This window comes from Rhodococcus sp. 05-2254-6 (assembly GCF_002258565.1).
GTDB lineage: Bacteria > Actinomycetota > Actinomycetes > Mycobacteriales > Mycobacteriaceae > Rhodococcoides.
Map to the genome: position 1 here is coordinate 12,913 of NZ_NOZF01000142.1, position 23,926 is coordinate 36,838.

The 23,926-nt window shown below is 63.8% G+C and carries 28 protein-coding genes and 1 pseudogene; 15 read left to right on the forward strand and 14 right to left on the reverse strand.

Going from position 1 to position 23,926, the window contains the following annotated elements; translation table 11 throughout:
* Positions 1–83: 83 nt before the first annotated feature.
* Positions 84–962 (forward strand): universal stress protein, encoded by an 879-nt coding sequence (locus CH256_RS18710; RefSeq protein WP_094670269.1) that lies wholly within the window; start codon positions 84–86, stop codon positions 960–962.
* On the forward strand, positions 959–3,349 hold the full coding sequence (locus tag CH256_RS18715) for a phosphoketolase family protein (protein ID WP_094670270.1): 2,391 nt from the start codon (positions 959–961) through the stop codon (positions 3,347–3,349). Before CH256_RS18710 ends, CH256_RS18715 begins: the two co-directional genes overlap by 4 nt.
* A 17-nt stretch (positions 3,350–3,366) precedes the next feature.
* On the opposite strand, the gene CH256_RS18720 is transcribed toward CH256_RS18715, so the two are convergent.
* The 4 genes from CH256_RS18720 to CH256_RS18735 all read right to left on the reverse strand — a co-directional run bounded on the left by CH256_RS18720 (position 3,367) and on the right by CH256_RS18735 (position 7,578).
* Positions 3,367–4,251 carry a universal stress protein gene (locus CH256_RS18720; RefSeq protein ID WP_094640778.1) on the reverse strand — a complete coding sequence of 295 codons (885 nt, stop codon included), beginning with the start codon at positions 4,249–4,251 and terminating at the stop codon, positions 3,367–3,369.
* On the reverse strand, positions 4,248–5,090 hold the full coding sequence (locus CH256_RS18725; RefSeq protein WP_094670271.1) for a universal stress protein: 843 nt from the start codon (positions 5,088–5,090) through the stop codon (positions 4,248–4,250). The genes CH256_RS18720 and CH256_RS18725 overlap by 4 nt, the downstream gene beginning before the upstream one ends.
* Positions 5,091–5,210: 120 nt before the next feature.
* Positions 5,211–6,917 (reverse strand): sensor histidine kinase, encoded by a 1,707-nt coding sequence (locus tag CH256_RS18730; RefSeq protein WP_094670272.1) that lies wholly within the window; start codon positions 6,915–6,917, stop codon positions 5,211–5,213.
* Positions 6,910–7,578, reverse strand: coding sequence for a response regulator (locus CH256_RS18735; RefSeq protein WP_068055658.1), 669 nt, complete (start codon positions 7,576–7,578; stop codon positions 6,910–6,912). The genes CH256_RS18730 and CH256_RS18735 overlap by 8 nt, the downstream gene beginning before the upstream one ends.
* Positions 7,579–7,774: 196 nt before the next feature.
* On the opposite strand from CH256_RS18735, the gene CH256_RS18740 reads away from it, so the two are divergent.
* From CH256_RS18740 to CH256_RS18765, 6 genes are all read left to right on the forward strand, one after another.
* A complete protein-coding gene (locus tag CH256_RS18740) occupies positions 7,775–8,710 on the forward strand; it encodes a universal stress protein (RefSeq protein WP_179272145.1) in 936 nt (311 codons plus the stop codon).
* Between the two features lie 87 nt (positions 8,711–8,797).
* Positions 8,798–9,082, forward strand: coding sequence for a DUF4342 domain-containing protein (locus CH256_RS18745; protein ID WP_094670274.1), 285 nt, complete (start codon positions 8,798–8,800; stop codon positions 9,080–9,082).
* 51 nt (positions 9,083–9,133) lie between these two features.
* Positions 9,134–10,081, forward strand: a complete 948-nt coding sequence (locus CH256_RS18750; RefSeq protein WP_094670275.1) for an ABC transporter ATP-binding protein — start codon at positions 9,134–9,136, stop codon at positions 10,079–10,081.
* Entirely contained in the window at positions 10,078–10,917 is an 840-nt protein-coding gene (locus CH256_RS18755) for an ABC transporter permease subunit (protein ID WP_094670276.1), read from the forward strand. The genes CH256_RS18750 and CH256_RS18755 overlap by 4 nt, the downstream gene beginning before the upstream one ends.
* Positions 10,918–10,974: 57 nt before the next feature.
* On the forward strand, positions 10,975–11,460 hold the full coding sequence (locus CH256_RS18760) for a DUF2231 domain-containing protein (RefSeq protein WP_094670277.1): 486 nt from the start codon (positions 10,975–10,977) through the stop codon (positions 11,458–11,460).
* Positions 11,457–12,095, forward strand: coding sequence for an SRPBCC family protein (locus tag CH256_RS18765; protein ID WP_094670278.1), 639 nt, complete (start codon positions 11,457–11,459; stop codon positions 12,093–12,095). Before CH256_RS18760 ends, CH256_RS18765 begins: the two co-directional genes overlap by 4 nt.
* On the opposite strand, the gene CH256_RS18770 is transcribed toward CH256_RS18765, so the two are convergent.
* On the reverse strand, positions 12,092–12,988 hold the full coding sequence (locus CH256_RS18770) for an alpha/beta fold hydrolase (RefSeq protein WP_094670279.1): 897 nt from the start codon (positions 12,986–12,988) through the stop codon (positions 12,092–12,094). The two genes, CH256_RS18765 and CH256_RS18770, sit on opposite strands and share 4 nt — an antisense overlap.
* Entirely contained in the window at positions 12,985–13,479 is a 495-nt protein-coding gene (locus CH256_RS18775; RefSeq protein WP_143536619.1) for a DUF5994 family protein, read from the reverse strand. Before CH256_RS18775 ends, CH256_RS18770 begins: the two co-directional genes overlap by 4 nt.
* Positions 13,480–13,742: 263 nt before the next feature.
* On the opposite strand from CH256_RS18775, the gene CH256_RS18780 reads away from it, so the two are divergent.
* Genes CH256_RS18780 through CH256_RS18795 form a run of 4 tightly spaced genes read left to right on the forward strand, consistent with a single transcriptional unit; the run spans position 13,743 to position 15,433 of the window.
* A complete protein-coding gene (locus tag CH256_RS18780) occupies positions 13,743–13,961 on the forward strand; it encodes a hypothetical protein (protein WP_094670281.1) in 219 nt (72 codons plus the stop codon).
* 38 nt (positions 13,962–13,999) lie between these two features.
* Complete coding sequence (locus tag CH256_RS18785) at positions 14,000–14,557, forward strand: flavodoxin domain-containing protein (RefSeq protein ID WP_094670348.1); 558 nt, start codon at positions 14,000–14,002, stop codon at positions 14,555–14,557.
* On the forward strand, positions 14,554–14,997 hold the full coding sequence (locus CH256_RS18790) for a universal stress protein (protein ID WP_094670282.1): 444 nt from the start codon (positions 14,554–14,556) through the stop codon (positions 14,995–14,997). The genes CH256_RS18785 and CH256_RS18790 overlap by 4 nt, the downstream gene beginning before the upstream one ends.
* Before the next feature lie 10 nt (positions 14,998–15,007).
* A complete protein-coding gene (locus CH256_RS18795) occupies positions 15,008–15,433 on the forward strand; it encodes a VOC family protein (protein WP_256989479.1) in 426 nt (141 codons plus the stop codon).
* A gap of 22 nt (positions 15,434–15,455) precedes the next feature.
* Here the strand turns inward: CH256_RS18795 and CH256_RS18800 are convergent, their stop codons facing one another.
* Positions 15,456–15,740 (reverse strand): ANTAR domain-containing protein, encoded by a 285-nt coding sequence (locus CH256_RS18800; protein ID WP_094670283.1) that lies wholly within the window; start codon positions 15,738–15,740, stop codon positions 15,456–15,458.
* Between the two features lie 1,009 nt (positions 15,741–16,749).
* Here CH256_RS18800 and CH256_RS18810 point away from each other — a divergent pair.
* Together CH256_RS18810 and CH256_RS28665 are read left to right on the forward strand one after the other, a co-directional pair.
* On the forward strand, positions 16,750–17,385 hold the full coding sequence (locus tag CH256_RS18810) for a hypothetical protein (protein WP_143536620.1): 636 nt from the start codon (positions 16,750–16,752) through the stop codon (positions 17,383–17,385).
* Positions 17,386–17,818: 433 nt separating this feature from the next.
* A pseudogene (locus tag CH256_RS28665) lies at positions 17,819–17,947 on the forward strand (VOC family protein); the annotation flags it as partial.
* Positions 17,948–17,969: 22 nt separating this feature from the next.
* On the opposite strand, the gene CH256_RS18820 reads toward CH256_RS28665, so the two are convergent.
* From CH256_RS18820 to adhP, 3 genes are all read right to left on the reverse strand, one after another.
* Positions 17,970–18,557 (reverse strand): hypothetical protein, encoded by a 588-nt coding sequence (locus CH256_RS18820; protein ID WP_094670286.1) that lies wholly within the window; start codon positions 18,555–18,557, stop codon positions 17,970–17,972.
* Between the two features lie 150 nt (positions 18,558–18,707).
* Positions 18,708–19,472, reverse strand: coding sequence for a GAF and ANTAR domain-containing protein (locus tag CH256_RS18825; protein ID WP_094670287.1), 765 nt, complete (start codon positions 19,470–19,472; stop codon positions 18,708–18,710).
* A gap of 115 nt (positions 19,473–19,587) precedes the next feature.
* A complete protein-coding gene (gene adhP, locus CH256_RS18830) occupies positions 19,588–20,598 on the reverse strand; it encodes an alcohol dehydrogenase AdhP (protein WP_094670350.1) in 1,011 nt (336 codons plus the stop codon).
* A 256-nt stretch (positions 20,599–20,854) separates the two neighbouring features.
* Between adhP and CH256_RS18835 the strand changes: the two genes are divergently transcribed.
* Complete coding sequence (locus CH256_RS18835) at positions 20,855–21,307, forward strand: DUF1003 domain-containing protein (RefSeq protein ID WP_094670288.1); 453 nt, start codon at positions 20,855–20,857, stop codon at positions 21,305–21,307.
* Here the strand turns inward: CH256_RS18835 and CH256_RS18840 are convergent.
* The 4 genes from CH256_RS18840 to CH256_RS18850 form a co-directional block, all read right to left on the reverse strand.
* Positions 21,282–21,782: a flavodoxin domain-containing protein gene (locus CH256_RS18840; protein ID WP_094670289.1), complete on the reverse strand. Its 501-nt coding sequence runs from the start codon at positions 21,780–21,782 to the stop codon at positions 21,282–21,284. The two genes, CH256_RS18835 and CH256_RS18840, sit on opposite strands and share 26 nt — an antisense overlap.
* Positions 21,779–22,210, reverse strand: coding sequence for a hypothetical protein (locus CH256_RS18845; protein WP_143536621.1), 432 nt, complete (start codon positions 22,208–22,210; stop codon positions 21,779–21,781). Before CH256_RS18845 ends, CH256_RS18840 begins: the two co-directional genes overlap by 4 nt.
* 65 nt (positions 22,211–22,275) lie before the next feature.
* Entirely contained in the window at positions 22,276–22,449 is a 174-nt protein-coding gene (locus CH256_RS28165; protein ID WP_179272146.1) for a hypothetical protein, read from the reverse strand.
* A gap of 29 nt (positions 22,450–22,478) precedes the next feature.
* Entirely contained in the window at positions 22,479–23,858 is a 1,380-nt protein-coding gene (locus CH256_RS18850) for an MBL fold metallo-hydrolase (RefSeq protein WP_094670351.1), read from the reverse strand.
* Between the last annotated feature and the right edge of the window lie 68 nt (positions 23,859–23,926).

A 23,926-nucleotide genomic window follows, 5' to 3' on the forward strand; every position in this document is an offset into this window, starting at 1 on the left:
CTTCCGCCTCTGTCGGCGACGAGCCGATCCGAGCCATGCTCGGTGGGTATCTGCACACGTAAGTCAATGGACGGGAATTCGTCATGAATGCATCGAGTCGGGTAGTCGTCGGAGTCGACGGATCTGCCACATCGCTCGACGCGGTCCGCTGGGCAACGCGCGAGGCCGTTCGACGCCACGCTCCGCTCGAGTTGGTCACGTCGTCTCTGTTCGCGCCGGGAACCTACGGGGATGCCATCAGTCTCCGGATCGGTGCATTCTCGGACCCGGACGTCGAGGCCAAGCGTGTGCTGACCGCTGCGGTCGATGTTGCGCACAAGACTGCGGCCGGCAATTCGCTCATTCTCGACACGCGCCTCGAACACGGCTCTGCTGCAAGGAACCTGACGCACTTCGACGTCGCTCCCGCCATGATCGTCGTGGGCTCGAGGGGGCTCGGTGAGTTCACCGGCGGCTTGATCGGGTCGGTCAGTACCGCAGTGGTCACGCATGCGAAATGCCCTGTTGCGGTGGTCAAATCGAACATCGTCAGCGATGGTCCGGTCGTCGTCGGGGTGGATTGCACCGCCAACAGTCAGCCTGCGATCGGATTCGCTCTGAAGGAAGCGTCACTGCGCGGTGTCGACCTCGTCGCCGTACACGCCTGGAGCGACCTCGAACTCGGCAGCGTGTTGACGCGCGACGACGAGGGTCCGTGGATCGATTCCGAACTCGCCGAGAAGACGTCGTTGGCGGAGAGCCTGGCCGGCTGGTCGGAGGACTACCCGGACGTCACCATCCATCGAGTGGTGGTTCAGGACAGGCCTGTTCGTGAGCTGGTCCGAGCGTCGGAGGCAGCGCAGTTGATCGTCGTGGGTAGCCGCGGTCGGGGTGGATTCGCGTCGATGCTTCTCGGTTCCACCTCGCGTGCGGTGTTGCATTCGGTGGATGTTCCCGTCGTCGTCGTTCCCACCGATCGATGAGCGTGGAGTCGATCGAGTCTTCCTACAACTCGGACGAATTGGACGCGGACCTGCGCTATTGGGCTGCGGCGAACTATCTGACGGTGGCGCAGATCTATCTGCAGGACAACGTATTGCTGCGTCGTCCTCTGGAGGTGGCGCACATCAAACCGAGGCTGCTCGGGCACTGGGGCACCAGTCCCGGACTCTCGATGATCTACACCCTCCTCAATCGGGTGATTCGTCGAACCCATTCGGATTGGCTGTACGTCACCGGTCCCGGCCACGGCGGTCCGGCGTTGGTGGCGAACACCTACCTCGAGGGAACCTACAGCGAGATCTACCCGAACATCTCGCTCGACAACGAGGGCGTTCGACGGCTGTGCCGTCAGTTCTCCACTCCTGGGGGCATTCCGAGCCATGTCAGCGTCCAGACTCCGGGCAGCATTCACGAGGGCGGCGAGCTGGGTTACGCCCTCGTCCACGCCGCCGGTGCCGCGTTCGACAATCCGGATCTGATCGTTGCCTGTGTCGTCGGGGACGGTGAGGCCGAAACCGGTCCTCTGTCCGGTTCGTGGAAGATCCCGGCCTTTCTGAACCCGATTCGCGACGGCGCCGTCTTGCCCATCCTGCATCTGAACGACGGAAAGATTTCCGGACCGACGGTTCTCGGACGCAGCACCGATCAATCGGTAGCCGACTATCTGAGCGGCCAGGGGTGGGCACCCCTGTTCGTCGAAGGCGACGACCCACGAGAGGTGTTCCCGGCGCTCCACGCAGCCCTCACGCGAGCTCACGACGCGATCGAGACAATCCAGCACGCCGCCCGCAACGGAGAACCACAGCACGACATCGAGTGGCCCGCCATCGTTCTGCGCACCCCCAAGGGCTGGACCGGGCCGCACGAGGTGGACGGCAAGCTCATCGAGGGCACCCACTGGGCGCACCAGGTACCGCTGTCGGGAGTCCGCGAGAACCCGTCGCATCTGGCGCAGCTCGAGAAGTGGCTGCTGTCCTACGAGCCCCGATCGCTGTTCGACGACGACGGCGCTCCCGTCGACTCGATTCGCGAGCTCGCTCCGTCGGGCACCGAACGTCTCGGTGCCACTCCGTATGCGAACGGAGGACTACTTCTGCAGCCCTTGGTCATTCGCGATCTGGAGAACTATGCGCTCACCGTGGAGTCCCCGGGGCGCACGTCGCACGAGACGACCACCGTGCTCGGGGAGATGATGCGTGATATCTATCTCGACAACGCACAACCCCACGGCGGCGGCAACTTTCGCCTGTTCTGTCCCGACGAGACCGCGAGCAACCGGCTCCAGGCGGTGTTCGAGGTGACCGATCGATGCTGGCAGTTGCCGACCACCGAGTTCGACGACGATCTCGGTCCCGACGGTCGCGTGATGGAGGTGCTCAGCGAGCATCTGTGCGAGGGCTGGCTGGAGGCGTATCTGCTGTCGGGTCGACACGGCCTGTTCGCCAGCTACGAGGCCTTCGCCATGGTGAGCGTGTCGATGCTGATCCAGCACACCAAGTGGCTTCAGCACGCGGCAACACTCGCGTGGCGGGCACCCGTCGCCTCGCTCAACGTGCTGCTCACCAGCACGTGTTGGCGCAACGACCACAACGGATTCAGCCATCAGGGCCCCGGACTGATCGACGCGGTCATTCCTCTGGCATCGGATGTGGTGCGCGTGTGGCTGCCACCGGATTCCAATACGCTGCTCGCGGTTGCCGATCATTGTTTCCGCAGTCGAGGTCACGTCAACGTTCTGGTGGTGGACAAGCAGAGTCACCCGCAGTATCTGACGCTTCCCGAGGCGCGGGCGCATGCAGCGGCAGGTGCGTCCCGCTGGGACTGGGCCGGCACCGAATCGGTCGACGCCGAGGAAGATCCCGAGATCGTTCTGGCGTGTGCAGGCGACGTCCCGACCGAGGAAACCCTCGCTGCCGCAGAGTTGTTGCGGACGTGGACTCCCGAGCTCAGGGTTCGGGTGGTCAACGTCATCGATCTGATGGCGCTGCTCCCCGTCGGCGATCATCCCCACGGATTCTCCGACGAGCAGTTCGCGGACCTGTTCACCACCTCGGTCGATGTGGTCTTCGCGTTCCACGGCTATCCCCGTGCGGTGCACCAACTGGTGCACGGCCGACCGGACGCCCAGCGGTTCCACGTGCGCGGATTCATCGAGCAGGGCACCACGACAACACCGTTCGACATGGTGGTGCTCAACAAGATCAGTCGCTACCATCTCGCCCTCGCGGCACTCGACCGGACAACAACCACGCCGACCGGTGCCGAGGCACTACGGCAACACTGCCAGGACCAACTGGCACGACACGACGCCTACATCCGAGAGCATTTCGAGGACCTCCCCGAGATCCGGCAGTGGCGGTGGTCGTGACTGCCGGACCCGTCGAGCTACCCGCGGGCGATGATCAACGGGCAGTCGACGCGGTGGGCCAGTGAACGAACCGTGGATCCGAGAAGTCTGTCGCTGAAACCGTTGCGTCCGCTCGAACCGACGACCACGGCCTGGGCGCGCGGTGACACCTCGAGGATCTTCTCGACCACGTTGCCGCGCAGCACTTTCTGCTGGACCACGACGTCCGGATACTGTTCGCTCCAGCCGGACAGGCTCTCCGCCAACACGGTTCGGCCGTTCGACACGATCGCATCGGATCTGTCGGTCGCGGACGCGTCGGGCGAGGAGATCGGTTCGTCCGTGGACACATGCACTGCAACCAATTCCGTTCCTCGGAGCGAGGCTTCGTCGAATGCCAACCGAACGGCGTTCTGGTTGTGCGGCGACCCGTCGACGCCGAGGACAACAGGGCCTCCCGACGAATGCAGCTCCACACTTTTCGGCACGATGACCACCGGGCAGTGCGCTTGAACGGCCACCGCGGTGCTCACCGAGCCGAGCAGTTCAGCGAAATAATCGCCGTTGCCGCGCGAGCCCACCACCATCATCGAGGCACTGGAGGACTGCTCCAGCATGGCCTGAATCGTCGGGCCCACAATCGATTCGCTCACGATCTCGAGACCGTCGGGGTCCTTCACCGACCGTCGCGCAACCAGCGAAGCCCAGGCCAGGACCGACTCGGCGGCTTTGTGCTCCTCGGAGCCGATGTGAGACGGCAGCGCGACGAAGCTGGTGTACAGGACCTTGACTTGATAGGCGGACACCAGCTTCACCGGTACCCCACGCAACTCGGCCGCATGAGCGGCCCACCCGACTGCGTCGAGCGACGAGCCGGAGCCGTCGACACCGACGACGATCGGAGACTGCCTCGAGGTACTCATGCGTGCGGGACGACGAGGACGGGGCAATGGGCATGCCGCAGTACGGCGGTCAGTGTTCGTCCCGGCACTCTGTCTCGCTCGTGGCCGACCACCATCAGCTGGGCCGTCTCGGAGACCGCCACGAGTTCCGATCCCGAGTCGGCCTCGGCGTACACCGACGCCACGCGAACGTCTGGGTAGTCCGCGCCGAAGGGTTCGAGCCGAACGTCCATTGCCGATTCGGGGTGTAGCCCGTCACCGGGTCCACTGAGGGCGGACGCGAGAATGGAGGAGACGGCCTGGGTGTGCACCGCCAACACGCTGGCCGACCTGATCGATGCCTCGTGAAACGCCTGAGCGACAACAACATCGGCTTGTGAAATGTCGGCATCACCCAGCGCCGCGACGACCGGTCCGCGGCGTTCGGCGTCGAAGTGCCGGACGATCGCCACGGGGTTGGGCGATGCTTCGACCACGGCTCCGACCATCGATCCGAGTACCCAGGCGGTCACTGCACTGCCGGTCGTGGTCCCCAGTACGAGCAGAGACGCAGATCCCGCTTCGGTCGACATCACCGATTCGGGCCGCCCGTGTGCAACGACCGATTCCACGGCAATCGCCGGATCGATCGATGCGGCCACATGCGCTGCGCGACTCAATGCCGCGCGGGCATAGTCGCCGTCGACATCCGGAGCGCCGTAGACGTTTTCGGGCTCGTCGTGGCCGGCGATCACGTGGATCAAACGAAGCGACGTCCCCCGCCCACGTGCCTCCTGCACGGCGAATCGGACCGCATCGAGCGCGGTCTCCGATCCGTCGATACCGACCACGACGGGTCCGGCGGTGTGTGCACTGTTCATCGGGTTCCTCTCGGTGGTGCGACGATAGGTTCTGCACCTTCACCGAGAACGCTACGAGCGCACACCCACCCGACGCAGCGGCCGGAGGTCACCGAAACAGGTGACGAACGACTGCACCCGTCAGGGCAGCGGTACCGACCAGGTCACATCGGTGCCGCGTCCGGAGGAGCCGGGACCGATGTTCATCGACCCACCGCATTCGACAGCACGGGCACCGAGGTTGGACAGTCCGCTGGCGGTGGTGTCCTCTGGCATCCCGATCCCGTTGTCGGACACGACGATCTGCAACTCGTCGCCCACCGACAAGGTTACGGTCACAGTGTCGCCCTGCGCGTGATGGACGACGTTGCTGACCGTCTCACGAACGACGGCAACGGCATGATCGGCGAGCTTGGTGTCCACAACCGACAGAGGCCCGAACATCCGCACGACGGCACGGATATCGACGTTCTCGGTGAGTTCGAGTACCGCCGCATTGATGCGTTGACGCAATCGCGTGGCCGAGTGGGACGTGCTCTGCAAGTCGAAGATCGTCGTCCGGATGTCCTGCACCGTGTCCTGCAGGTCGTCGATCGTCCTGGACAGTCGCACCCGAATTTCCTCGGACTCGGTGCGCTGCAGAGTGCTCTGTAAAGCCAATCCGGCGGCGAAGATTCGCTGAATCACGTGATCGTGCAGGTCGCGGGCTATTCGGTCCCGGTCCGACAACACCTCGAGTTCGTGCATCCGGCGGCTGGAATTGGCGATCTGCATCACCAATGCAGCTTGATTGGCGAAGTTCGAGACCAGCTCGAGTTGGGAATCGTCGAACGGCCCCCGCCCCTCTGTGCGGAGCACCACCAGGACGCCGCTCACGCCCTCGGCGACGCGGAAGGGTGAAATCAGTGCGGGCCCGAAAGCCGAGCCCAATTCCTTGGCACCGTACTCGAGTCGTTCCTTGCGCAACGGTGTTCGACGTCGAAATGCCGATCCCGAGCTCGAACCCTCGATCGGAATGACTGCTCCGATCATGCGATCGGATCCGAGCCCCTCGCTGACCGTGACGACCAGTTCGGTGACATCCTCGAACGGCTGGTCACCGTCCTCGGGAACCGCGATGAACGCCGCATCGGAACCGGTCAGGTGCAATGCTTTCCGCGCCACCATCTGCAGCACTTCGTCGATGTCCGTCCCGGCGAGCAGCTCGGTGCCGATGTCCCGAGTTGCTTCCATCCAGGCCTGGCGTACCCGTGAGTCCTCGTACAGTCGCGAGTTCTCGATGGCGATGCCGGCCGCGGACGCCAGCGCCTTCGTGACGACCTCGTCGTCCTCGGTGAACTGCTTGCCGTCCTTCTTCTCGGTGAGATAGAGGTTGCCGAATATCTCGTCACGAACCCGAATCGGGACGCCGAGAAAAGTTTTCATCGGCGGGTGGTTCGGCGGAAATCCCACCGACTCCGGGTGCGCCGAGAGATCCTCGAGGCGCAGCACTTTCGGCTGGTCGATCAACAGTCCGAGCACCCCGCGCCCGGTGGGGAGCGGGCCGATGGCCACTCGTGTGTCCTCGTCCATGCCGTGATTGATGAACGCACTCAACCCGTGACCGTCGCCGCGGACGCCGAGTGCGCCGTACCGAGCATCGACGAGGTCGACGGCCGATTCCACGATCGAGCGCAGTGTCACTTCCAGATCGAGGCCGGAGGTGATGACGAGCATGGCGTCGAGCAGCCCGTCGGCCTGGACTCTGGCGTCGGCGATTCGGCCTATCCGGTCCTGAACCTCGGCCAACAGTTCACCGAGTCGCAACTGCGGCAACGAGGACGTGGTCTCCGCGCGGTGGTCATCCATCCCGCGACCCCGGTTGTCCGGCCGACGGAGCGGTATCGGCGAGCTTCGACGCGTACACCGCAGCCTGGGTACGCCGCTCCATCCCGAGCTTGGCCAGCAACCGAGAGACGTAGTTCTTCACCGTCTTCTCGGCCAGGAACATCCTGGCTGCGATCTGCCGGTTGGTGAGGCCTTCTCCCAACAGATCCAGCAGCGTGCGCTCCTGGCTGGTGAGGTGGTCGATAGGTCCTGGGGTCGCCGTTCCGGCTCGCAGTTTGTCCATCAGCGCCGCCGCTGCTCGATTGTCCAGCAGCGACCGACCGGACCCGACGTCCTTGATCGCGCGGGTGAGCTCCATGCCGGTGATGTCCTTGACGACGTAGCCGCTCGCGCCCGCGAGGATGGCGTCGAGCATGGCCTGATCCTCGGTGAACGAGGTCAGCATCATGGTCTTGAGGAGCGGCAGGCGATCGAGGAGTTCGCGGCACAGTTCGATGCCGTTGCCGTCGGGCAGGCGCACGTCGAGCACGGCAACGTCCGGCTGCAGGGCCGGGATTCGGGCCAGCGCCTGAGCGCAACTGCCCGCCTCACCGATGACCTCGAGGTCCGGATCGGAGTCGATCAGGTCGATCAGACCACGCCGCACGATCTCGTGATCGTCCACCAAGAACACCGTGACCACGGCGACACCCCTCACCTGCGTCCACACTGGGCGCCTCGACTTCCGAGCCTACGGGTCGCAGGTACGGCCGGCCCGACCTTTCGTCACCGAATCAATGGACCAAAGTCCTTCGTGTCGGTGTTGTTGTCCTGCCGCGCCCGAGACTGTGCGAGGCGTCTGATGGATGTTCCGACACCACGACCGAGGAGGTCGCACGATGGGTTCACTACCGACCGTCGTCGGAGTCGACGGATCAGCTGCAGCGTTGGATGCAGTGCGCTGGGCAGTTCTCGACGCACACCTACACAGCTCCGATCTGGTTCTCGTCTCGGCGATGCCACTTCCGAAGGCGCTGACGGGGGTGGGGATACTCCCCGAACCCGTTGTCGAGCAATCGAGATCGGAAATCAGAACAATTCTGGACGAGGCCAGGGCGCTGGCGTCCCGCGTGAGCGCGACGGCCGGTCCGATCGGCATCGACACCGTCTCGTCCGAGAATCCTGCCGTTGCCACGTTGCTCGACCTCTCGACCACCGCCCGCATGGTCGTCATCGCCACCCGCGGTCTCGGCGGGGCCGAGCAACGATCACTCGGGTCGATCGGTTTCGCCGTCACCACCCATGCTCGATGCCCGGTCACGGTGGTCCGTGGCTGGTCGGGCGACGGCCTGGACACGACGCATCCGGTGGTCGTCGGGGTGGACGGAACGAGAGCGAGCGCGGCGGCGGTGGCGCTGGCATTCGAGGAGGCCTCCGTGCGGTCGGCTCCGCTCACGGCAGTGCACAGCTGGTCCGACGCGGATCTGACGGTCGGGCTTCCGATTCGGGGTTTGGAATGGCCGGCCAATCGGCCCGCAGCGGCGGATCAACTGACCCGGATGCTCGAGCCGCACACACGTCGTCATCCCACGGTGGCGGTGCGCACCGTGGTGGTCAAGGACCGGCCGGTGCAGGCGCTTCTCGATCATGCACAGGGCGCACAACTTCTGGTGATCGGCAGTCACGGGCGCGGCGGCTACGGAGAGATGATGCTGGGCTCGACCAGCCGGTCGGTGCTGGCGCGTGCGCACTGCCCGGTCACCGTCGTTCCGTCGCCCGGCCGCCGCCTCGCGCGGATCACCGCAACCGCAGTGGCACTGGCAGATCCCGAGTGATCCTGCCCGCGCGCGGACTGTCGTTCGCCCACGAACGAGGGTACAAATGCCCTACGCGAGCGAAGCCCGGGACTGCAGGCTGTAGCCATGAGCGAATCCGACAGCACCCCATCCACCCCGACCACCGACTCTCTCCGGGTTCGCGGTGAGAAGTTGACCGAAACGGTCAAGAAGTTGCTGCACGACGGCAACATTCGGCGAATCGTGGTGAAGAACGATCAGGGGCACACCATCATCGAGATACCGGTGACTGCCGGAGTAGCGGTCGCGATCGTCGCACCCGTCCTCGTCGCGGTCGCTGCGATCGCCGCAGTGCTGGACGACTGCACCATCGAGGTCCACCGCGTCGACGAACACCGTCCCGCCGCCTGAGCGCACCTCTGCTCACTCCGAACGACTCGCCGCCACAGGGGAACGAACACCATGCCTTATCCGATCGACGTACGCGCGCTGAGCAAGAGCTATGGCGACAAGCTCGTCATCGACGATCTGTCGTTCGTTGTCGAACCCGGCACTGTCACAGGATTCCTCGGACCGAACGGGTCCGGTAAGTCCACCACGATGCGGTTGATCGTCGGCTTGGATCGTCCCGACGCCGGCACTGCACTGATCGGCGGCGTCGAGTATGCCCAGTTGAACAAGCCGCTGCTCACCGTGGGAACCCTACTGGACTCCGAGGCCGTCCACCCAGGGCGATCGGCCTACAACCATCTGCTGCATCTGGCTCGTACGCAACGCATTCCAACCTCTCGTATCATCTATGTTCTGGAGCTGGTCGGGCTTCGCGACGTCAGCGGCGAACGTACCGGATCGTTCTCGCTCGGCATGCGGAAGCGACTCGGGATTGCTGCAGCCCTGCTGGGCGACCCGGCGGTGCTCATTCTGGACGAACCGATCAACGGGTTGGACCCGGACGGCATCTACTGGATGCGCAACCTCATGAAGAACCTGGCGGGAGAGGGACGAACCGTCTTCGTCTCCAGCCATCTGATGGGCGAGATGGCGCAGACCGCAGACCATCTCGTGGTCATCGATCACGGCAAGCTGATCGCCGAATGCACTCCCGCAGAGCTGATAGCTCGCAGCAGTCGAGCGTCGGTGCTGGTCTCGTCCTCCGATTCGACGAGTCTCGCCGCATCGATCGCAGCGGCCGGAGGTACCACCGACGTACTCGGCCACGACGGACTCACCGTCCACGATCTCTCGGCACACCGGGTCGGGGAGCTCGCCCAACAGCAGAACATCGCGATCTACCAGCTGACCCCGCAGGAGGCATCGCTGGAAGAAGCGTTCATGACACTCACCCACCTCGACGACGTCGAACACGACCGCCCCCTCGTCACTCACTCTCGCGGACAGGCGACATCATGAGTATCACCGCACAGCGCACCGCAACCAAGCCCCCCGAGCGAGAACATCATCGCGACGATGTCCTCGGACTGGTGACATCGGAGTGGACGAAGCTGATCTCACTGCGCTCGACGATCTGGTCCCTGGCCGCACTGGTGATCGTCACCATCGGCTTCACCGGATTCTTCACCTGGTTCACCGTCGCCTACTGGGACAACGTCGATCCGGTTTCCCAGCTTCAGATCGTCACAGACCCGGCACGCCAGATCCTGGGGGCAGGGTTCCAGCTCGGCCAGTTGGCGGTCTGCGTCCTCGGTGTCCTGGTGGTCACGAGCGAGTACTCGAGCGGCACGATCAGGGCCAGTCTGCTGGCGGTCCCGGCACGGGTGCCGATGCTGGTGGCCAAAACCGGTGTGTTCATGGCCGTCGTGTTCGTCATCGGCGAGATCACGGCATTCCCCACGTTCTTCCTCGGTTCGGCAATCATGGACTCGAAAGCATCTGTGTCGCTGAGCGATCCCGGCGTGCTGCGAGCGGTGATCGGTGCCGGCCTGTACCTTTCGCTGCTCGGCGCCATGGCGGTCGCCGTCGGTGCCATCGTCCGACACACCGCGGGAGCCATCACGGGCATGATCGGATTCGTTCTCGTACTGGCACCGCTCACCCAACTGATCCCCGGCACCGTCGGACGGCACATCCAGGCGTACCTGCCCTCGCAGGCCGGCAGTCTGATCGCCTCACCCCGGCAAGCTCCCTCCGACTTGCTCACTCCCTGGCAGGGTTTCGGAGTCGCAGCGCTGTGGACGGTCTTGCTGCTCGCCCTCGCGGCGTATCTCCTGCGCCGACGCGATGCCTGACGACGACCGTCGCTTCACGAACCATCACCCGAGTTCCGCACTCATGCAAAGGTTCTCATGACAACGTTCGCCGGCCTACCCGCACACATCCTGCTCGTCCATCTCATCGTCGTACTCGCCCCGTTGACCGCTCTGCTGGCCATTGCGGCCGCGTTCTTTCCAGCCGTCCGTCGTCGATTGGTGTGGTTGATTCTCGCGTTCGCGGCCATCACCCTGATCGCCACCCCGATCACCACCGATGCCGGTGAATGGCTCGAGGAACGTGTCGACGAGACCGGTGCCCTGGAAACGCACACCGAGCTCGGCGACACCATGGTCTACTTCGCCGCTGCACTCGCCGTCGTCGCGATCGCCCTAGTCGTGGTTCACCTTCGCGAACGCACCCATCCGGTCACGAGCAAACCCGTAGTCGTTGCGGTTGCTGTGCTGGCTCTGGTGGTCGGAGTGGGAACGATGGTGCAGGTGTACCGAATCGGCGATTCGGGTGCGCGTGCAACCTGGGGAGACACCAGCCTGAGCGAGCAAGGAGAAGACTCGGAATGAACGAACTCGCCGAATCTGCTGGTGGAGCAGGCCTCATCGCGTTCCACGTCCTGGCCTCGATTCCTCTGCGCAAGTGGCGCATGACGTGGGGTGCGACGCCGGCGGAGGTGAACGAAACATTGCCCGGTGACGAGAGCGTGCCACACCCGGCGTGGACATACACCCATGCAATCGATGTCGACACGACGCCTGATCTCGTGTGGCCATGGTTGATTCAGCTCGGTCAGCAACGTGCAGGCTTCTACAGCTATCGCGGACTCGAGAACCTGGTCGGCTGCAACATCACGTCGGTAACGGGGATCGACCCTCGATTCCAGACTCTCGAGGTCGGCGACACCGTGATTCTGCATCCCCAATCACCACCTCTGACAGTGACGCTGGTCGACGACGGCACCGCCTTCGTGCTGCTGGGTGCCGACCCCGACTCGGCCGATCGAGCGCTCTGGTCGTTTCATCTGCGCTCCCTGCCTGGTGGAAGAACTCGACTGATCGAGCGCGGACGGTATTCGCACGCTGCAACATTGAAGAGTCGCCTGGTCTTCGGCCGCTACTTCGTCGAGCCCATAGGATTCGTCATGAGCAGAAAGATGCTGCGCACCATCGCCGCGAATGCTGTGACGGCGCAACACGCCTAACCTTTCGAGAACACCCCGCCCAGTCGGCGGAGATCGTCCAGAATGTCGTTGACCCGGCTCATCAGGGAGATGTGTCCCTCGCCTTCGATCAGGTGGGCATGCGCTCCTGCGACGTTGGCCGCCAACCAACGAGCGTGGGCGAACGGAACCATCGTGTCCAGACTGCCCTGCCATATCGACACCGGCGTCGATATGGCATTCAGGTCGAATCCCCATGGACGCGTGTGGGTCAGGTCGTCGTCACGCCAGCCCACGATGCCTTGACGGCCGGCCGCATTGACCGACGCGGCGAGGTACTCGGTGAGTTCCTCGGTCAGCGCGGCGCGGTCGACCGGTGGAGCCAACGCTCCCAATCCTTCCGCCACCTGGTCCGGGGTGACGCCGAAGAACCCTTTTCGGATATCGAGAAACGACTCCAGGGCCTCGATGCCGGCGAACACGGCCGTGTACTCGTCGATGTTCTCCTCGGCCATTCCGTCGCGAATGTCGCCGTCGTAGTCGGCGGCGGGAGCGATCCCGACGCAGCAGGCGGCAGCGAGGCACCGCCCGGGCAGCACTGCCGCACAGGCCAATGCACGCGGCCCGCCACCCGACCAGCCGATCGTGAGAAATTCGCCGATGCCGAGGTGGTCGAGCACCGCCGCCGTGTCGACGGCGTCATCCGCCACCGTGGCGGTGGTCGCACCGTCCGGACGCGGCGTCGATGCTCCGTACCCCGGCCTCGAGTAGGAAACGACCCGCAATCCCTGCGCAGCAGCGGCCCGTTCGAGGGTTGGGAACGGTACTGCACCCTGCGGTGTGCCATGGTGATAGACAAGTGGAAGCGCATCGGCCGGCCCTGTATCGAGTACTTCGAGGCTGCGGCCGTCCTCGGTCGGGACCAGAACTGTCATTTGTCTTCGCTGTTGCCGCCGGAGGCGTCGGTCAACGTCAATCCGAGCAACTGTTGCACCGTCTCGGTGTTTCCGCGCTCACCGGCACTGTGCAGCAGTACCTGCGCCGCAGGCCCACTCATCAACGGCGGGACGACGAGCAGCGTCACACTGTCACCGTCGCGAGTGCGAACACCGAGTGTGTGGTGTGGCTGAAACCGGTAGCCGTCCAGGTGAATTCTCCGTGCGCCTACGGTGACGCGCCGCGGTGCCTTCTGCCACTCGTCGAGGCGATAGAGCACTCGATCGATCGGACCGAGTCGCCGAGTGAGGGCTGCAACGAGATCGGGTGCCTCGAAGTCGAGGTCGTCACTGATCGAGAGCCAGGCACCGTCGACCTCGCCGGCGGATCTGACCGTCGGGTCCGGTGGGGTCAGTGTCAGTCGTCGATCGCTGTCGGAGGGCAAGGAGTAGCGGGCCTGATCTGTGGCGCTCGATGTTGCTCTTGTCATGACGGGCCCTTCTCTGTGGGGTGTTCTGTAGTCCACTCGCACGCTAGCGAGGCGTCGACCCGGCCCGGAAGGGTACGAAGTACCCAATCGCCAGGGACCGGCGACGGACGACGGAATACCGGGTGGTGCAGATCCATTCGGCTGCTCACCGCGAACACCTTCGGCGACCGGTGAGGGTCCTAAGTCCCTGTTTCCAGGCGCTCCCGCGCGGCAGAGTCGTCGTCAGTGATCCTCACGAGCAACCACCGACAGGACCGACCGGCATGACACTCTCCCTCACATTCGCTTTCGCTGTCACGGCACTGTGTTTGCTTGCAGTGCTGCGGTCCGGGGTTCGTACTCCCGCCTGGGCAAGAGCGCGCGCCGTTGCCGGTCCCGACACGTTGGAAGAGTTGTTCGCCGCCCGGTACGCACGTGGCGATATCGACTTCGCGCAGTACCGCAAGTCCGTGGATCTTCTGACAGCACAACTCCATTGCTGACCGAACGCCGTACCTCGAGAATGAAAGCAGAAGGCATCATGCGAATCCTGATCACGACGGCAAGCCGTCATGGTTCCACCCGCGAGCTCGGGCAGTGGTTGGGCTCGGCGCTGACCGCGAGACTGTCGGACACCGCCATGGCGGCCACGGTCGACGTCCGCGACGCAGCCGATGTCGACAGCATCGCCGAGTACGACGCAGTCGTCATCGGAAGCGGCGTCTACATGGGCCGCTGGCTCGGCGATGCCCGGTCACTGGTCGACCGTGAACAGTCCGAACTCGAGACCAGGCCGGTGTGGCTGTTCTCCAGCGGGCCCATAGGTAGCGGGACACCGCCCACTGCGAAGTCGAAGTGGAGCGAGGCGTCCTGGGCGATCGAACACAAGGTGTTCGGCGGCAAGCTCGATCGATCGACGTTGTCGTTGTTCGAGCGCGCGGTGGTCCGGATGATCAACGCCGGCGACGGAGACGACCGATCACGCGCCGAGGTCGACGAGTGGGCCGGAGACATCATCGGTGTCCTCACAAAACGGCTCTCACCCTCCACCTCCGCCGTCGACAGAAATTCATCACCCGAGAAAGGCCCATCCTCATGACCGACACCGAGCCGACCGGCCGCCCCATCGTGGTGGGAGTCGACGGATCACCTTCGTCGATCCTTGCCCTGCAACGTGCGCAGCAATTGGCCGCCGCCTTGTCGACCACGTTGGAGGCAGTCACTGTCTGGCAGTACCAGCCGTACATGGACACCGGCTATGTCGTCGAGGTCGAGCCCGCGAAGAACGCCGAGACGATTCTCGCCGAGGCTACGGCTGCTGCGTTCGGCACCGACCTCCCCGCAGGCCTGAAACAGGTTGTGAGACAGGGTTCTGCGGCAAAGGTCCTGCTCGAAGCCAGCCACGACGCGGAGATGCTCGTCGTCGGCAGCCGAGGGCACGGCGGATTCGTCGGACTGCTCCTCGGATCTGTCAGCTCGCAGTGCGCCGAACATGCCCACTGCCCGGTGCTCGTCGTTCATGCGAGGGATCATCACTAGCGGGGCCGCCGTGCCCACACCGTCGCACATTGCGACGGTGGCCGTGGCATCGGCGCTGATCAGGGTTCGGGAACTCGAGCGGTCCATCGACTTCTACTGCTCGGTGTTCGAGTTCACCGTCTCTCTGCGAGAATCGGACGCTGCACTGTTGCTGGCGCGGAACGGCTTTCAGATCTATTTGCACGCCGACCCACTGTCTTTGCCACGACCGGTGACAGCTCTGGGGGTCAGCGAAATCATGTGGTCGGCCCAGCGCGCGGAGTCGCTCAACGAGATCGGGGCTCGGCTCCGCAAGCACTACCCGTCCACGTACGCCCACACAGCCGACGGAGTCAGTTACGTCGACGGGTGCGATCCGGACGGCAACAGGGTTCTCGTGGCCTACCCGAGCCCATTGCAGTTGCCTCGCAGCGTCATCGAGCATCGTTTCCGCTGAATCCCGGCGGGGACACTGTGGGTCAGGAACCCTGCGGCGGAAACCATCCGCGTGCGTCACGCAGGGTTCTTCGAGCCACTTCGGCTGTGGGCGTTCCGGATTGCGCTGCCAATCGGTGCAGTTCGGCACGGCCTTCCGCCGCGCTGCGTCCGCCGGCGATGAGCACTCCGATCGCCTGATTCACTTCACTCACCGAAGCGAGCGCGTGAGCGGACCCCTCTTCGCCCGCACCGCGCAGGTGTCGATCGAGAACTGCGGAGTCGCCGCCGAGTCCGAGTGTGAAACTCACATCGGCGGCGAAGTCCACGAGAGCGCCTGCGGTGCCGGACAGATCGGACCTCGACTGCGTAAGTGGTCCGCCCCTCGAATTTCCTGGTGATTTAAGTTGCCCTCGTCGGTCAGTAACGCACCAGCACCAGGATGAAACCCGCAAGGCCAGCCAACGCTCCGACTGCTGTGAAGATCAGGGTCCAGTTGATGTTGGACTGAGGACGAGCATGCACTAGCTGTCGATCTCGATGCTTGTGCGACTCGGTAGCAGCCAACGCTATTCGACCTGCCACGCCGAATACGAAAAACGCGGGGTAGAGGAATATCAACGTGTTGCTCGTTCCCCAGATGCCTAGCGCCGGGATAGCGGCAAGAAGGGGAGCCAGCCACAGCGCGTCAGCAACCTTCCTGAATGTGGCGTACCGCTTGTAGCTAAGGTTGGATCGACCTGGGAGCGACTCCCACAGACGTTGGGTCTCCGTGAGCCTATCGAGGGCCTGGCCTCGGTCAGCAACAATCCTTGGCTCTCCTAGACCCAGCTCCAGGGTGCCTTGCGAACCGTCATCGAATCGACTCCTAATGCTGACGGTTTCGATCCCCGTTGGGTCTGGTACGGGTTCAATCTTGTCGGACTCCGCAATAGTCGTGCTGGTGCCGTCTGCCCACATTACGATCATGAGGATCCAAGTTGCGTCCCTCACCAACGCGCGGCAAACGGACGCGAACTCTGTCGGTAGCAGTCTTCCCATTGACAACTCGACTTTGGTTCGCGCTTGGTCCTTCTGCAACGTGTCTCCCCTGCTTGAGTTGCGGGTCAGATTATCAGCGCATCGCTAAAGCGACCGTATGCCCGACAGCGGGTAGATCGTGAAGTGGTTCGACCTGAAACTGCCCAGTAGGGCTTCCCCTGTGGTGGGGCATGGTCTGCTCTAGCCGTGTCGCGTGTGCCTGTTCTGTCGGTCTGCGTTGGTACTCTGTTGACTCCATGACGCAGGGGAGTTGAACGGGTGCAGAAGGATCTACGGGAGACTGTTAAGCAGCTCCCGATGGGGCGTGTTCTGCCCAGTGAGTTCAAGCGTGTGTTCGAGACAGCCGCGCGGGACTGTAAGCGTTTCCATCTGTCAACGCAATGGAACGACCAGCGCAAGGCGACTATCTGGGACTTGGCTGACCTCGACCCGATTGACGACGCTGGCAATATCAGTTCGGCGTACGCGCGGATTGAGTACGAAGACGGCTCAAAGTTGATTGTTTCCCTTGGCTCTTTCAAGAACACCTTGGAAGCTGACAAAGGTCAGGCCGTTGACCGTCTCACCGAAGTGGAGCAGTACTGGCACACGCTCCCCCAAAGGGCGCGCTACTCCGCGTTGCAGATTCATGGTATGAGGGGCGGGGCACGTTTCCTGGCCTTGTTCCCGCTGTTCTGGATCGCAGCCGTCCACTTTTACGGTGAGTCCTCTGTCGGCAATACGGCGCTCAACCTGGCAATGTCATGCGCGGGCGTGACCGTCTGGCTAGGTTGCAGGTTCAGTGAAACTGCACGGGCAGACAATTCCATCGTTCGATTGCACCGACCTGAAAGCGGGTTGAACACCGCCAACGTAATAGCCGCATGCGGTGCGGTGGCATCAGTTGCTTGCGCAGTCGTTGCAGTACTGGCATACGTGAACCCACCGTCCTAGCTGTTCTGCCCAGTCATTGAGTCGCTGAATGCGTTGAGCTCGGTGAGTGCCGCTGTTTCGATGCTGGCAGTATCGAGTACGAACGGGACTGCCCCGACCTTGAACGTGGACGTGTTGCCGTCTCTTGCCCCGCGTCCCACGATGGTCCCCGCTGTGAGTGCTTGCCCTAGCCAGTTCTTAAAGCGTTGCCGTCCTTGTGAATGCTGTTGTGTGTCCCGGCAGAAAATTGCTGGCCGTGTTCCTTGGCTATTGCCTGGCGTTGTTTTTTCCGCCGTTGGTTGGCCGCGTCTGCCTGGCGTCTGGGTTCGAGTGCGCTGTGCGCTGCTGCCGCGAATGCTTCTGTCATCGTTTGGTCACTCCCGTGGTCGTGGTCTGAATACCTCGATGAGGGTGCGCTTGGTGTCCGCTCCGGCTGCGCAAGCACTACCCGTCCACGTACGCCCACACAGCCGACGGAGTCAGTTACGTCGACGGGTGCGATCCGGACGGCAACAGGGTTCTCGTGGCCTACCCGAGCCCATTGCAGTTGCCTCGCAGCGTCATCGAGCATCGTTTCCGCTGAATCCCGGCGGGGACACTGTGGGTCAGGAACCCTGCGGCGGAAACCATCCGCGTGCGTCACGCAGGGTTCTTCGAGCCACTTCGGCTGTGGGCGTTCCGGATTGCGCTGCCAATCGGTGCAGTTCGGCACGGCCTTCCGCCGCGCTGCGTCCGCCGGCGATGAGCACTCCGATCGCCTGATTCACTTCACTCACCGAAGCGAGCGCGTGAGCGGACCCCTCTTCGCCCGCACCGCGCAGGTGTCGATCGAGAACTGCGGAGTCGCCGCCGAGTCCGAGTGTGAAACTCACATCGGCGGCGAAGTCCACGAGAGCGCCTGCGGTGCCGGACAGAATGAGCAGATACTTCTCGGTCCCGATGCTCAGCGGGTCGGTGAGGGTGAGCCTGAGCGATGATGCCGGCTCGTGGTCGGCACTGTTCCCGGTCGATGCCGACACCTCGAAGTACTCACCGTCGACGATCACGGTGAGGGTTATCGAGACCACGGCCGATACGGCCGCGTCGATATCCGCGGACAGTCGGTCCACCAGTTGTGCGAGGTCGACGGTGGAGCTGTCGAGTGCTGTGGTCAATCGCGCCAGATCGGCGAGCAGACGAGGCTGCAATTTCATCGAGAATCCCGTGCGGCCCGACCGCCTGTTCGATTCTTCCGTGAATCCTGCCACGATGGATCTCCATCGTCCGGTGCAGGCGCGAGGCCAAAGTCGGAGTCCATGCCTCGAGTGCACCCGCATAGTCGACGCTACGCGCTTTTGTCCGGTCTATGTGCGTCGGCGACGCGCGCGTGCCACCTTCATCGCCTCGGCGACCATGGATTGGGCCACCACAGCGATCTTCTTGTGCTCGGTCTGACTGATGTCGCGAAGCTTGTCGTATCCCTCGGCATCACTGCATCCGGTTCTACTGATCAGTATGCCGATGGCCTGATCGATCACGGCCCTACTGCCCAATGCCTTTTCGAGTTGCTCGGTCAGCTGCACTGCACTGTCCAGCGCACGGGCATTCTGAGCCGAGATCGCCGCGGGCACTGCGAACAACTCGCCCAGTTCGGCCGCTCGATCGTCGAAGGCATTCGGCTTGTGCGCGTAGACATTCATCGCACCGAGTACCACCGACTTGGTGATCAACGGCAGCGACAACACGCTGTGCACACCCAGCCGGCCCACCTGAGGTCCGAACTCGGGCCACTGCGGATCGGCGTCGAGCGAACCCGACCGGACGGTGATGCCCTCCTTCGCTGCGGTGATGCACGGACCCTGGCCCAGTCCGTACTGGATGTCGTCGACCACACGGACGAAATCCTCGCTGGCCACGATCGTGGCGGGAAGGTTGGGATGCAGCAACGTCAACCCGGCTCCATCGGCCCCCGGTATGGCACGCACCGCGAATTCCGCGACGTGCGAGAGGGTTTCCGGTAGCGACATCGTGCTCATCGCCAACCGGCCGAGCCCGGCCAGGGCGGCGGCGAAATCGTCGTCGAACTCGTCGGTGACGGGTTGCTCCGGGGCGGGGTTCTCCGCGTGCATCGCTGCTCGATTCGTAGTGAGCACACATGCTGATCGAGCACGTGTCTGCCCTTCCGAACCCTACGGCGTTTCGGACATTACGGGAACATCGACCCGAGATCGGGGCCGTGCGCGCTCAGAACTCGAACACCTGACGAGCGGTGACGCGGCCACCCATGAGGTCGTCGAAGCACTCGTTCACTTCGTCGAGTTTGCGCGAGACGGCAGATACCGTGGTCCGCCCGGCCTCGTGCAATGCGAACACCTCACGCAGGTCCTTTCGGGTACCGACGATCGAACCGAGGACGGAGATTCCGCCGACCACCGTCTCGAAGATCGGAACCGGGAACACACCGTGCGCGGGCATCGACACGCACACCAGCCGTCCGCCGCGTCGCAGGGACCGGAATGCCTGATCGAACACGCTGGGGATGACGGCCAGCACGATGGCGACATCGGCTCCGCCGAGATCTTGGATGGCCTCCACCGGATCGGTCGTCGCCGAGTTGACGGTGTGGTCTGCGCCGAGTTCACGAGCGAGTTCGAGCTTCTCGTCCTCGATGTCCACGGCGGTGACGAATCCTCCGGCGATCTTGGCGTACTGCACTGCCATGTGACCGAGTCCGCCGACGCCGAAGATGGCCACGCGCTGTGCCGGTGTGACGCCACCGACCTTGACTGCCTTGTACGTGGTGACGCCGGCGCAGGTCAGCGGAGCGGCATCGAACGAGGAGATGCCGTCGGGAACGCGGACGACATATTTCGCATGCGCCACAGCGTATTCGGCGTATGCCCCGTCGATCGAGTAGCCACTGTTCTGCTGCTTCTCGCACAGCGTCTCCCAGCCTGATACGCAATGATCGCATTCGCCGCACGCCGAACCGAGCCACGCGATCGCGACCCGCTCGCCGATTCGATCCTTCGACACCTGGGATCCGACCGCTTCGATCACTCCGACGCCTTCGTGCCCGGGAACGAACGGCAGGGTCGGCTTGGCCGGCCAATCCCCCTGCACAGCATGGATATCGGTGTGACAGACCCCGCATGTCTCCATCTTCACCAGCACCTGCTCGGGTGCCGGTTCCGGAATCGGGATGTCCTTGACGACCAGGGGTCCGCCGAACTCGGTGACAACAGCAGCTTTCATCGTGGACTTCCTCCAACTATCGAAACCAATGCCGTTCTCGACCATCGAGCAATGCACACCGTCGATGGTCGGCGCTGCGACACTCGGCATGTAGGGCCGGAAGTCACCGCAGGTTCGGGACGTATCCCGAACCGACAGGTCGGGAGCAGAAAGGCCCGAGGAGCAGGGGCTTTCGTCCCTGGCACTGGTCGCCGACCTCGGCCACACTCGGCAGCATGGATACTGCTGCACACTCCCGATCGAACACCTGCGAGCAATGAACCTGTGGCGAAGACACCCCGGGGTCCGAACCGGTGACGCACTGACCACCGGTGAGCGAGCGGCGGATTACGTCCGAAACGGAATGGGCTCCTGGCCGTTCGTGTTCCTGTTCCTGGGCACCATGGCGCTGTGGGCCGCCTACAACCAGAGCGACGGATTCGACCCTTACCCCTTCATCCTGCTCAACCTGTTCCTGTCGATGATCGCGGGACTACAGGGAGCGATTCTGCTGATCTCGGCAAAACGTGCGGACTCGGTGAGCAGTGAGGTTGCCGTACATACCCTTTCGAACACCGCGCTACTCCAGGACATGATCGAGGCCAATACGGTCTTGACCGAATCGGTGGCGCAGTTGGCAGCCGAGATACACGAGCACGTCTGCCCGTCCGCTCAGCGTCTCGGTACAGGCAGATCTCAGAAGGTCACGAGCCCGGTGTCCCAGCCGTGAGACAGGCGAGTATCTCTCGGGCCCAGTTGCACACGAGCACCCAGTCGCGGAAGTCTCCGGCGACTGCACCGGAGTTGTCGAAGATCTGACGCTCCCCCACCGAAAGTTTGTCGGGATCAAGCCTTCCGGGAAACGTTCGGTGAGCGATGGCATGCAACACCGACACCGCGTGTGCCGCGTCGGAAATGACGTTGACCGGCCGATCGCTCGAGTGCAGCGGTCCACAGGAGAACAGCCAGACGGGTGGATGGTCGGACCTGGACACCCTGTCGACCAGAGCCTTCGCGGCCGGAACCCAGCGATCGGAGTAGACGGCGCTGCCGATGATCACCGCGTCGTAACCGTCCACGCGGGTCACGGATTCCGGGGCTTGGATGTCGACGTCGACGCCCTCGTGCTCGAAGACTCGACCCATTTCCTGGCCCAGACTGTGGGTCGCGCCATGCCGACCCGAGGTGCAGATCAGCAACCTCATACGTCGTCCGACAACAGATACGCGGACTTTCCCGCGGCAACCGTCATCCGCCAACCGCGCAGAGCAATGACGAGACCCAGCACACCGAACGATCCCAGCAGCCAACTCGTCTCACCGGTCACGGCCGCTAGAACCACAATCCAGGCCACGAGGAGCACGCCGGCGATGTGAGCCATCGGGCCCGACCGTCCGCCGCCTGCGAAGGCAGACGCCGCAGCAAGCCCCATCGGTATGCCGACGACCAACACCAGTGAGAGCGCTGTGAGCGTGACAGGCAACGTCCCCTGCACGTAAGGACTCGGATCGATTGCACCCGAGACCAATCCGATCGCGGCACCGAACGCGTTGATCGATGCACCTCCGCAGACTGCGCCGAGCCACGGCCAGCGTCGAGTGCGTTCGGTGGCCACCCGCGTTGTCGATATCATCGGTCCAGCTTGTCCGCAGCGCACCGCATGAACTAGGGCACAAGGTCCCTGCTGCCCAGGGTGATTCAGCGACCGAACAACGACCGCATGCTCGGACGCTCCGAGACGGGTGACGTCGAGCCATCACCGCAGGTGCAGCGGTCGGCCACGGACACCGTGGCCATGACGTCGTCGACATGGTTGCCGCAACCACCCCAGCCGGTCTTGTTGCAGGTGTTGCAGGTGACGGGATAACACATGATTCTCTCCTCTGCGATTCGGTGAAATGTCAGGCCGGAACGTGGGCGTCGGCCCAGGCGTTGTAACCACCCAGCAGATCCGAGACGTCCTCGAATCCCTGTGCACGGAGCAAGGAGGCGGCCACACTCGAACGCCAGCCGCCTGCACAGTGCACCACGATCGGCTTACCCGTCGGAACGTGTTCGAGTCGAGTTCGCAGCTGCGCCAGGGGTATCGGTGTCGCTCCCGGGATCGTGCCGAGGTCACGTTCACCCGGATTGCGGATGTCCACCAGTGTCACTTCGTCCGCTGCGAGCATGGCGTCGAGTTGCTCCACCGTGGTGCGCGGAGCGGTCTCGACCAGTTCGGTCAGCTCCGAGGGAAAGGTTCCGTCTCGGTCCACCACCAGGTAGCCGATCGCGTTGTCCGAGCCGACTCTGGCCAACCGCAGCGCGGCTTCCTGCTCGTCCCCCGGGTACGCGATGAGAACGATCCGTCCGCCGATCTCCGCGACCATGCCGCCGGTCTCGGCGAAGCGACCGTCGAAACCCACGTTGACCGATCCCCGAAGATGGCCGGCAGCGAAGTCGTCCACACTCCGCGCGTCGAGCACTCGGGTGCCGGCAGAAAGCTCGCCTCGCACCTCCTCCGGCGTCAGCGCAGGAATTGTGCGGCTCGGTGACAGCAGTGGGTGCACCTGCTTGTTCATCGCGGCGTCGGCGGAGAAGTACGACGGCGCCGCCGGTTGACCGTCGGTGACCAGCGCAACGAAAGCATCCTCGGTCATCGGCTGCACCGACGGATTGGTCGCCCGCTGCTCGCCGATGGTGGAGGTCAACTCGGTGGACAGGTTCTTGCCACAGGACGAGCCGGCTCCGTGGGCGGGCATGACGACGACCTCGTCGGGCAGCGTCAGCAGTGTGTTGTGCACCGTCCGATACATCGCTCTGGCAAGGTCGGTGGTGGACCCGTCCCCGAGATTGACGAGATCGGGTCGCCCGACATCGCCGATGAACAGGGAGTCTCCGGTGAGCACGGCGGTCGGGGTGGCCCCGGGATGCTCGCGAACCAAGACCGAGATCGACTCCCAGGTGTGACCCGGAGTGGACAAGATCTCGAGTTCGACCTCGCCGAGGGACAGACGTTCCCCGTTGCGCAGTCTTCGAATGGGGTAGTCGGTCTCGGCCGATTCACCGAAGCCGATCCACGCGCCGGTCGCGTCGACCAATTCGAGGTGACCCGAGACGAAGTCTGCGTGAAAGTGGGTGTTGACGACGCCCTCGATCGTGAGGCCGTACTTCGCCGCATCGTCCAGGTACTCGGCAATGTCGCGACGAGGATCGACGACGATCGCGCGTCCGGTGCTCTCGTCGCCGATCAGATACGAAGCGTGGGAAAGGCATTCGAGGTAGTACTGCTCGAGAATCATGATTTCCTCCATCTGACTGTCTCCGGGCGAATTTCGCGGGGCGGTAGACACAGTGTGCAATACCCCCT

Bases quoted from the DNA above. Each gene is read 5' to 3' on its own strand.
- CH256_RS18710 (WP_094670269.1), top strand. From the start codon at position 84: ATGAATGCATCGAGTCGGGTAGTCGTCGGAGTCGACGGATCTGCCACA.
- CH256_RS18715 (WP_094670270.1), top strand. From the start codon at position 959: ATGAGCGTGGAGTCGATCGAGTCTTCCTACAACTCGGACGAATTGGAC.
- CH256_RS18720 (WP_094640778.1), bottom strand. From the start codon at position 4,251: ATGAGTACCTCGAGGCAGTCTCCGATCGTCGTCGGTGTCGACGGCTCC.
- CH256_RS18725 (WP_094670271.1), bottom strand. From the start codon at position 5,090: ATGAACAGTGCACACACCGCCGGACCCGTCGTGGTCGGTATCGACGGA.
- CH256_RS18730 (WP_094670272.1), bottom strand. From the start codon at position 6,917: ATGGATGACCACCGCGCGGAGACCACGTCCTCGTTGCCGCAGTTGCGA.
- CH256_RS18740 (WP_179272145.1), top strand. From the start codon at position 7,775: ATGGGTTCACTACCGACCGTCGTCGGAGTCGACGGATCAGCTGCAGCG.
- CH256_RS18745 (WP_094670274.1), top strand. From the start codon at position 8,798: ATGAGCGAATCCGACAGCACCCCATCCACCCCGACCACCGACTCTCTC.
- CH256_RS18750 (WP_094670275.1), top strand. From the start codon at position 9,134: ATGCCTTATCCGATCGACGTACGCGCGCTGAGCAAGAGCTATGGCGAC.
- CH256_RS18755 (WP_094670276.1), top strand. From the start codon at position 10,078: ATGAGTATCACCGCACAGCGCACCGCAACCAAGCCCCCCGAGCGAGAA.
- CH256_RS18760 (WP_094670277.1), top strand. From the start codon at position 10,975: ATGACAACGTTCGCCGGCCTACCCGCACACATCCTGCTCGTCCATCTC.
- CH256_RS18765 (WP_094670278.1), top strand. From the start codon at position 11,457: ATGAACGAACTCGCCGAATCTGCTGGTGGAGCAGGCCTCATCGCGTTC.
- CH256_RS18770 (WP_094670279.1), bottom strand. From the start codon at position 12,988: ATGACAGTTCTGGTCCCGACCGAGGACGGCCGCAGCCTCGAAGTACTC.
- CH256_RS18775 (WP_143536619.1), bottom strand. From the start codon at position 13,479: ATGACAAGAGCAACATCGAGCGCCACAGATCAGGCCCGCTACTCCTTG.
- CH256_RS18780 (WP_094670281.1), top strand. From the start codon at position 13,743: ATGACACTCTCCCTCACATTCGCTTTCGCTGTCACGGCACTGTGTTTG.
- CH256_RS18785 (WP_094670348.1), top strand. From the start codon at position 14,000: ATGCGAATCCTGATCACGACGGCAAGCCGTCATGGTTCCACCCGCGAG.
- CH256_RS18790 (WP_094670282.1), top strand. From the start codon at position 14,554: ATGACCGACACCGAGCCGACCGGCCGCCCCATCGTGGTGGGAGTCGAC.
- CH256_RS18810 (WP_143536620.1), top strand. From the start codon at position 16,750: ATGGGGCGTGTTCTGCCCAGTGAGTTCAAGCGTGTGTTCGAGACAGCC.
- CH256_RS18820 (WP_094670286.1), bottom strand. From the start codon at position 18,557: ATGAAATTGCAGCCTCGTCTGCTCGCCGATCTGGCGCGATTGACCACA.
- CH256_RS18825 (WP_094670287.1), bottom strand. From the start codon at position 19,472: ATGCACGCGGAGAACCCCGCCCCGGAGCAACCCGTCACCGACGAGTTC.
- adhP (WP_094670350.1), bottom strand. From the start codon at position 20,598: ATGAAAGCTGCTGTTGTCACCGAGTTCGGCGGACCCCTGGTCGTCAAG.
- CH256_RS18835 (WP_094670288.1), top strand. From the start codon at position 20,855: ATGAACCTGTGGCGAAGACACCCCGGGGTCCGAACCGGTGACGCACTG.
- CH256_RS18840 (WP_094670289.1), bottom strand. From the start codon at position 21,782: ATGAGGTTGCTGATCTGCACCTCGGGTCGGCATGGCGCGACCCACAGT.
- CH256_RS18845 (WP_143536621.1), bottom strand. From the start codon at position 22,210: ATGATATCGACAACGCGGGTGGCCACCGAACGCACTCGACGCTGGCCG.
- CH256_RS28165 (WP_179272146.1), bottom strand. From the start codon at position 22,449: ATGTGTTATCCCGTCACCTGCAACACCTGCAACAAGACCGGCTGGGGT.
- CH256_RS18850 (WP_094670351.1), bottom strand. From the start codon at position 23,858: ATGATTCTCGAGCAGTACTACCTCGAATGCCTTTCCCACGCTTCGTAT.